8 protein-coding genes are annotated in these 6,623 nt (G+C 52.0%); 4 read left to right on the plus strand and 4 right to left on the minus strand.

Annotated features, from left to right (window positions below; translation table 11 throughout):
* Nucleotides 1-179: 179 nt before the first annotated feature.
* Nucleotides 180-509, minus strand: coding sequence for a hypothetical protein (locus tag INT21_RS04455; protein ID WP_089039553.1), 330 nt, complete (start codon nt 507-509; stop codon nt 180-182).
* Nucleotides 510-752: 243 nt separating this feature from the next.
* Here INT21_RS04455 and sstT point away from each other — a divergent pair, with 243 nt between their 5' ends.
* From sstT to INT21_RS04475, 4 genes are all read left to right on the plus strand, one after another.
* Nucleotides 753-1,988, plus strand: coding sequence for a serine/threonine transporter SstT (gene sstT / locus INT21_RS04460; RefSeq protein ID WP_193084878.1), 1,236 nt, complete (start codon nt 753-755; stop codon nt 1,986-1,988).
* A gap of 69 nt (nt 1,989-2,057) precedes the next feature.
* Nucleotides 2,058-2,588: a helix-turn-helix domain-containing protein gene (locus tag INT21_RS04465; RefSeq protein WP_193067632.1), complete on the plus strand. Its 531-nt coding sequence runs from the start codon at nt 2,058-2,060 to the stop codon at nt 2,586-2,588.
* Nucleotides 2,585-3,310, plus strand: a complete 726-nt coding sequence (locus INT21_RS04470; RefSeq protein ID WP_193084879.1) for an AzlC family ABC transporter permease — start codon at nt 2,585-2,587, stop codon at nt 3,308-3,310. The genes INT21_RS04465 and INT21_RS04470 overlap by 4 nt, the downstream gene beginning before the upstream one ends.
* Nucleotides 3,303-3,638 carry an AzlD domain-containing protein gene (locus INT21_RS04475; protein ID WP_193084880.1) on the plus strand — a complete coding sequence of 112 codons (336 nt, stop codon included), beginning with the start codon at nt 3,303-3,305 and terminating at the stop codon, nt 3,636-3,638. The genes INT21_RS04470 and INT21_RS04475 overlap by 8 nt, the downstream gene beginning before the upstream one ends.
* 15 nt (nt 3,639-3,653) lie before the next feature.
* On the opposite strand, the gene INT21_RS04480 is transcribed toward INT21_RS04475, so the two are convergent.
* The 3 genes from INT21_RS04480 to INT21_RS04490 all read right to left on the minus strand — a co-directional run bounded on the left by INT21_RS04480 (nt 3,654) and on the right by INT21_RS04490 (nt 6,509).
* Entirely contained in the window at nt 3,654-4,943 is a 1,290-nt protein-coding gene (locus INT21_RS04480) for a TRAP transporter large permease (protein WP_146941951.1), read from the minus strand.
* Entirely contained in the window at nt 4,940-5,446 is a 507-nt protein-coding gene (locus INT21_RS04485) for a TRAP transporter small permease (RefSeq protein ID WP_193059423.1), read from the minus strand. The genes INT21_RS04480 and INT21_RS04485 overlap by 4 nt, the downstream gene beginning before the upstream one ends.
* A 76-nt stretch (nt 5,447-5,522) precedes the next feature.
* Entirely contained in the window at nt 5,523-6,509 is a 987-nt protein-coding gene (locus INT21_RS04490) for a TRAP transporter substrate-binding protein (RefSeq protein ID WP_089039560.1), read from the minus strand.
* Nucleotides 6,510-6,623: the final 114 nt, after the last annotated feature.

The following is a 6,623-nucleotide window of genomic DNA, read 5'->3' on the forward strand; positions in this document are numbered from 1 at the left end:
TCCTACATACATTATGCACGAAAACTTTCGGTTAGGCACTTATCTCTATGCGATTAAAAGCCAATCTCGTTCTTATCACGCCACTAGCTAACCAATGGCTATATAAACGGCTTGCCTCTATGCCGAAGATTCATCAGCCGAGTTGCTGTTAAGGGAGGCAAACCGTTTAGAATTTCTTATCAGTCTAAATCATCTAGCGTAACCACAAGATCCCGGGTAGATACATCTACCTTCCAGAAGGTGTAACTGTCGTCGTCTTCATCGACTAAACGAATATCGAAGTAGGGACTGTCATACCCCGTGATCGCCACCCGTTGAGTATCACCATCCATCAAGACGTCATTACCGAGCACATCCTCTTCCCAGCTTTTTGAGTCGACGGGGCTTATATACATGTAATACAAGATATAGCCCGTACGATTAGTGATATCGATATGGTAGTCGGCAGCCATTGCAAGCGAAGAGCTACACAGTATCAGCAGTGCAGCGAATAACACTTTAATGCGCATTGATAAGTTCCCTGTTCTTTTCTCTGTTAAGAGAAGCGATAGATTGCAACCTAGTATCGCCAAGAGCCAAACATAGCGATCAGCACATTATATCGTCAGTTACTTATCTAATTGGGCGCCCTCCCCAAGTTTTTGAGCCAACTGCCCGCGAGATACTCACAGCTGGTAGAATGCTGCCCCTTTCAGGCACGTCCACGGCCTATCGCCACAACGTTTCCCCTTCTACTACCTGAGAGTCGCGCAATGATCGCCACCATCTACACCGTGTTTCAGCCACTTTTCCGGCTGGGCCTTATCCCACAGATTTTAATTGGCATTGTTGCCGGGATATTCATCGCCCTTTTCACACCGGACATTGCAGGCAATGTGGCACTGCTTGGTCAGCTATTTATTGCCGCGCTGCAAGCAGTGGCCCCTATTTTAGTCTTTGTGCTGGTTACCGCTGCCATCGCTGCACACAAGAAAGGTCAACCCACTCACATTCGCCCCGTGCTCATACTGTATGTGGTAGGCACATTAGTCGCTGCGCTAATTGCAGTAGCGGCAAGCTTTCTATTCCCTACCGAACTGGCATTGAATGCGGGGCAAATTGACGGCAATCCACCTGGGGATATTTTTAGCGTTCTAAGGGATCTGTTATTAAATGCGGTGGCTAACCCGATAAGTGCGCTAATGGAAGCGAACTTTATCGCTATTCTGGCCTGGGCCATTGGCCTTGGTTTAATGCTACGCCAAGCCAGCGACACCACCCGCCAAGCGTTAAGCGATTTATCCACTGCTGTCACCCGCATTGTCACGCTGGTAATTCGCTTAGCGCCGATTGGCATCTTTGGCTTAGTCGCGGGAACCTTGGCAGAGTCAGGGGTAGAGGCATTGCTCAACTACGCTCAACTGCTAGGAGTCATCGTAGGCTGCATGCTGTTTGTTGCTCTGGTTAGCAATCCGCTGCTCGTTTACCTCACTACCCGTCAGAACCCTTACCCACTGGTGTTTACCTGCCTGCGCGGCAGTGCCATTACCGCCTTCTTTACCCGCAGCTCAGCGGCAAATATCCCCGTAAATTTAGAGCTGTGTCGCCGTCTAAAGCTGGATGCCGATACCTACGCTATTTCTATTCCGCTCGGTGCGACGATCAACATGTGTGGTGCAGCAATCACCATAACCGTGATTACCTTGGCGACCACCCATACGCTAGGCATTACCGTTGACTTCCCCACTGCCCTACTACTGTGCGTGGTGTCTGCACTGGCTGCCTGCGGTGTTTCAGGCGTAGCCGGTGGCTCGCTGATGCTCATTCCGATGGCCGCCAACCTGTTTGGCATTCCCACAGAAGTCGCCATGCAAGCGGTGGCAATTGGCTTTGTCATCAGCGTGGTACAAGACGCGACCGAAACCGCGCTGAATTCCTCAACAGATGTGCTGTTCACTGCTGCCGCCTGCCGAGCCCGTCAACCTTCCAGCTCTAACCACACGTTATAACGCAATTTGGTTGACTTCTCGCTGTTCCTTATATAGAACGTTCTATAAAAGGAACAGCGAGATAATCGAATGGATGAGCACTCACTAAGTACCCTAGGTCAGCATTTGCAATCCCTTCGCCAAGCGCGGGGCTGGTCACTCTCCTATCTAGCCAATGCCGCTGGCATTGCCAAATCGAATCTGTGCCGTCTGGAACAAGGTAATGGCAACCCCACCTTGGATACCATCTGGCGGTTAGCAGTACAGCTTAATGTCCCCTTCGGCACCCTGGTTGCGCCTATCTCTGTGCCTTTAGGTGAAGATGGCGTACAAGTTCAGTTAATTGACCAGGGAAAAGGCTCGCCTCAGGTAGATGCCTATTGGATGCGCTGCGCTCCCCATACCCTGCGCCACGCCGAAGCTCACACCCTGGGTACTCAAGAAACGCTGATCCTGATCAGCGGCTGGCTCGAAGTCGGCCCAGAAGGGACGGTTACTGCGCTAGCCCCTGGCGAAAGCATCACCTTTAGCGCTGATAAGCCTCACTTTTACCGCACCCAAGACCAAGAGGCCACCATGCTACTCACCATTACTTACGGCGAACAGGGGGATGCACCATGAACCAACTCGTCAGCCACTCGCCGTGGCGCAGCGCGCTGCAAGGCGTGCAGGAAGCGATTCCGCTATTAGGCGGTTACATACCGGTGGCGCTATCGTTTGGTTTGGTGGCTAGCCAAGCTGGCTTTAGCACATGGGAAGCCACAGCTATATCTGCGCTGATTTACGCGGGTGCTTCGCAGTTTTTGTTTGTCGGCATGATCGCCACCGGCGCACCACTATGGTTGGTGGTAGCAATGACATTACTGATTAATGTGCGCCACGTGGTGTACGGCCCTAACCTAGCCGAGCTGCTGCCACGCAGCCGCCACTGGCCATGGCTAATGCACGGCCTAACCGACCAGGTATTTGCTCTGGCATTAACCAGGCTTCCGCAGCTGCCTGACGCGAAGCGCTTTAGCTGGTTTGTAGGTGCATCGTTACTGGCGTGGGGTGCGTGGGCAGTGGGCACTGCCGTGGGGGCTACCGCTGGCGAAGCATTTACCGCCCGCTGGCCGTTGCTGGGTGAAATTATGCCCTTCGCACTGCCTGCCCTATTTCTCACCATGGTGGCTCCGCGTTTTACCGATAAACGCTGGGCAGTAGCAATGGGACTCACCATCATTGCTGCGCTGTGTTTAACGCTGACTGGATGGGGCAATGTTGCCATCCCATTGGCGGCCGCCTGTGGCGCGCTGTGCTTCTATCTGGTGAAGTTTGAAAAAAGGAGAGGAAGTAATGAGTAGCGCGTTGTGGTTAGCGGTGATGATATCCGCGATAGGTACGTTGCTGATGCGTGTGGTGCCTTTTCTATGGATGCAGCGCCGGATAAATAGCGAGAGCGGTATTAACAATATGCCTCAATGGCTGAGTATTCTCGGCCCGCTGATGATCGCCGCTGTGCTCGGTGTTTCCATCGTGCCAGTGAGCCCGAGTGCCGTTTCATGGATTGCCACGGCTATCGGTCTTACCGTCACATTGTGGGTATGGTCGCGGCTCCGCTCATTAGGCTGGCCGGTCGCAGCAGGGGTGGCGACATTTGGCATCGTCGAGGTGGGGGTAGCGCTAATATAACGCTACCCCACCTTACTAAAACGCTTTTGGAAACACTAATTGCGGTAAATACAGAAAGACGCTTGGCAGTAGTATCATGGCGATAATGATCGACATAATGAGCACTATTAGCGGTATTACTGCCATAAAAGCACGCGGCATGGAAACTTCGCCAATCTGTGTTGCGATAAGCAGGCAAATACCATAGGGAGGCGTAATCAACCCTAGGGTGAGTGATAAAATCACTACCAGCGCCATATGGACCTGGTTGATATCAGCAGCAATACACAGCCCCTGAATAATGGGGAGGAAGATAATGACCGCCGTCACCGGGCTGAGGACGGTTCCAATCACTAACATGAACAGCATCACCAACAGCATGATGCCCACCCGCGATTGCGTTACGGTGAGGATAAAGTTAGCGACCTCCTGAGCGATCCCCAAGTACGAAATCAGCCACCCCATAATGCCTGCGGAAGCGACAGCAAACATGGGTAACGAAAAGGCGACAACGGAATCTGACAAAATGCCGGGAAGCTGCCTAAAACGTATCGCTCGATAAAAAACAAAGGCCAGCAACACACCTACCAAAACCGCTACCGAAGCAGCTTCCGTGGCAGTGAATACGCCTAGGGTGATGCCACCTAGCACCACTAGCGGCAGCACCATAGGTGGAGCAGCGGTGATCGCAGTACGCCCCATTTGGCGGAAAGAGAACTTACCCGTTGCTTTAATATCGTGCTTTCTCGCGATGTAATACACATAGCCCATCTGCATCAAACCGACGAGTATCCCTGGCAGAATGCCCCCCATAAACAGAGCACCCACGGATACGTTGCCAAAGGCACCGTAAATTACCATGAGAATCGAGGGCGGAATGATCCCCCCCAGCACGGACGATGCTGCCGTCAATGCCACAGCAAACGGCGCGGGATAGCCCGACTTCTTCATAGCCGGAATGAGTACCGCCCCCACGCTGGCAGTATCTGCAGCTGCAGACCCCGAAAGGCTGGCGAACATCATGGATACCATGACATTGATGTGGCCCAGGCCGCCACGAACATGCCCAACGGTACTATCCGCAAAGCGCAGCAGACGGTCGGTGATGCCCCCGTCGTTCATCAGGCGCCCTAACAGTAGGAAGAAAGGCACGGCCAGTAACGGGAATGAGTTAATGCTGGCAAACATCTGATTAACGACCGATGTTAAGGGCAGCCCCAATTGCATGATCGTCAATATGGAAGCCAAACCAATCGCAAAAGCGATAGGGACACTTAGGCCGATAAGAATCAGAAAACTGCCAATCAAGGTAATCAATGGACTCATGATTCGGGGGCCTCTCCACTACTGGCCGCATCTCTACCAGCACGCAGCTTGGCGATATCATCGCGAATAGTCTCAATAGAAAATAGCAACATGGAGATACCTGCTACGGGAATCGCGGCGAACACATAGGCCATGGGCGTACCTAGCGCTACCGAGCGTCGGTTCCAGCCCATATCCACCAGTACATTACCGTGCACAATCAGTACATAGATCACGGGCAGACAGGCTAAGCTACCGAATAAGCGTAATACCCGCTGAGTAATAACAAAGTTTGGAGGAAAAACGTCCACCACATAGTGCCTACGCTTACGTAGTGCAATGGCCGCGCCAATAAAGACCGCCCAAATGAAACAGGCCATAGCGACTTCATCGGTCCACGATACTGATATTTTCAGGTAGTTACGTGCCACCACCTGATAGAGCACCGTTAGGATAAAGGCTGCAAACAGCGAGCCTGCGATAAATGTCAGGAGTTTCTCCAACAGATCGTTTATTTTCCGCATTTTTCTGCCCTTACATTGGCGCACTGCTTGCAGATGAGACACAAAGCAGCACGCCAAAGCGCTGATGGATCGCGGTTTACAGGTTGCGAATCGTGTCAAGCAGCTCAGTCAAACCACGTTCCTCAGCAAACTCGTCATGCAGAGGAACGACCGCATCAATGAAGGCCTGCTTGTCGACTTCGGTCACCGTTACCCCCAGATCCTCGAATTCCTGAATAAACTCCGCATCGTACTCCACTCCTTTTTCAGTGCCGAACTCACCCGCATGCTGGGCCGCATTGAGAATGATGGCCTGATCCTCTTCCGAGAAGCGATTAAAGCGGTTCTCGCTGATGGAAATATGGCTCATCATCACCTGATGTTCGGTTTTGGCATGATAGGGAGCTACTTCATAAAGGCGGCTTGAGTAATAGCCACTGATGGTACTCTCGAAGGCCCCCACTACGCCGGTTTGCAGGCCAGTGTAAATTTCTGTCCATGGTAGCGATGTCGTCAACGCGCCGACTGATTGCCACATCTCAGCATCCAGGCGCGAGCCTGTGACACGCATCTTGATACCTTGCAGATCCGAAGGCTGGGTGACAGGTCCGGTATTGGTACTTAAATTGCGCGTTCCCCCTCCTGTCAGGCTCAACAACTTCAAGCCTACCCCTGACTCCTGCATAGCGTTGGCGAAGTAGTCAAACACGGGCGAGTCGGGAGAGGTGGCAGCCCGAAATTTATCCATATCTTCAAACAGATAATTAAGACTGAAAATTTCAAATTCAGGGGTATACGGCGAAATATTCATCACACCGCCAATGATCATATCGGTGGTACCGATACGAATCTCATCGACCATTGTCTGGTCATTACCCAATTGGCCACCTGGGAAAATCTGTACATCGATACGCCCATCGGTCGCTTCTGCTACTTCGGCTTTAAACGCTTCAGCAGCATCAATCCATGGGTGAGGAGCACTTACTACCGTGCCCAGGCGTAAGGTTTCTGCCATAGCAGGGGAAATAAAAAGCATGGAAGTTGCGGCTGCCAGGGCCAAGCGCGAAAACGTACGTTTTGTCATGGGGACGTTCCTCTTATAGGTTTACTAGCTGTCCATAGGTGCTAACTGTCTATAGGTGCTAACTGTCTATAGGTAAGTGCCTAACCGAAAGTTTTCGTGCATAATGTATGTAGG

Origin of the sequence: Halomonas sp. 3F2F, from assembly GCF_014897805.1 — a bacterium.
GTDB lineage: Bacteria > Pseudomonadota > Gammaproteobacteria > Pseudomonadales > Halomonadaceae > Vreelandella.

Bases quoted from the DNA above. Each gene is read 5' to 3' on its own strand.
- INT21_RS04455 (WP_089039553.1), bottom strand. From the start codon at position 509: ATGCGCATTAAAGTGTTATTCGCTGCACTGCTGATACTGTGTAGCTCT.
- sstT (WP_193084878.1), top strand. From the start codon at position 753: ATGATCGCCACCATCTACACCGTGTTTCAGCCACTTTTCCGGCTGGGC.
- INT21_RS04465 (WP_193067632.1), top strand. From the start codon at position 2,058: ATGGATGAGCACTCACTAAGTACCCTAGGTCAGCATTTGCAATCCCTT.
- INT21_RS04470 (WP_193084879.1), top strand. From the start codon at position 2,585: ATGAACCAACTCGTCAGCCACTCGCCGTGGCGCAGCGCGCTGCAAGGC.
- INT21_RS04475 (WP_193084880.1), top strand. From the start codon at position 3,303: ATGAGTAGCGCGTTGTGGTTAGCGGTGATGATATCCGCGATAGGTACG.
- INT21_RS04480 (WP_146941951.1), bottom strand. From the start codon at position 4,943: ATGAGTCCATTGATTACCTTGATTGGCAGTTTTCTGATTCTTATCGGC.
- INT21_RS04485 (WP_193059423.1), bottom strand. From the start codon at position 5,446: ATGCGGAAAATAAACGATCTGTTGGAGAAACTCCTGACATTTATCGCA.
- INT21_RS04490 (WP_089039560.1), bottom strand. From the start codon at position 6,509: ATGACAAAACGTACGTTTTCGCGCTTGGCCCTGGCAGCCGCAACTTCC.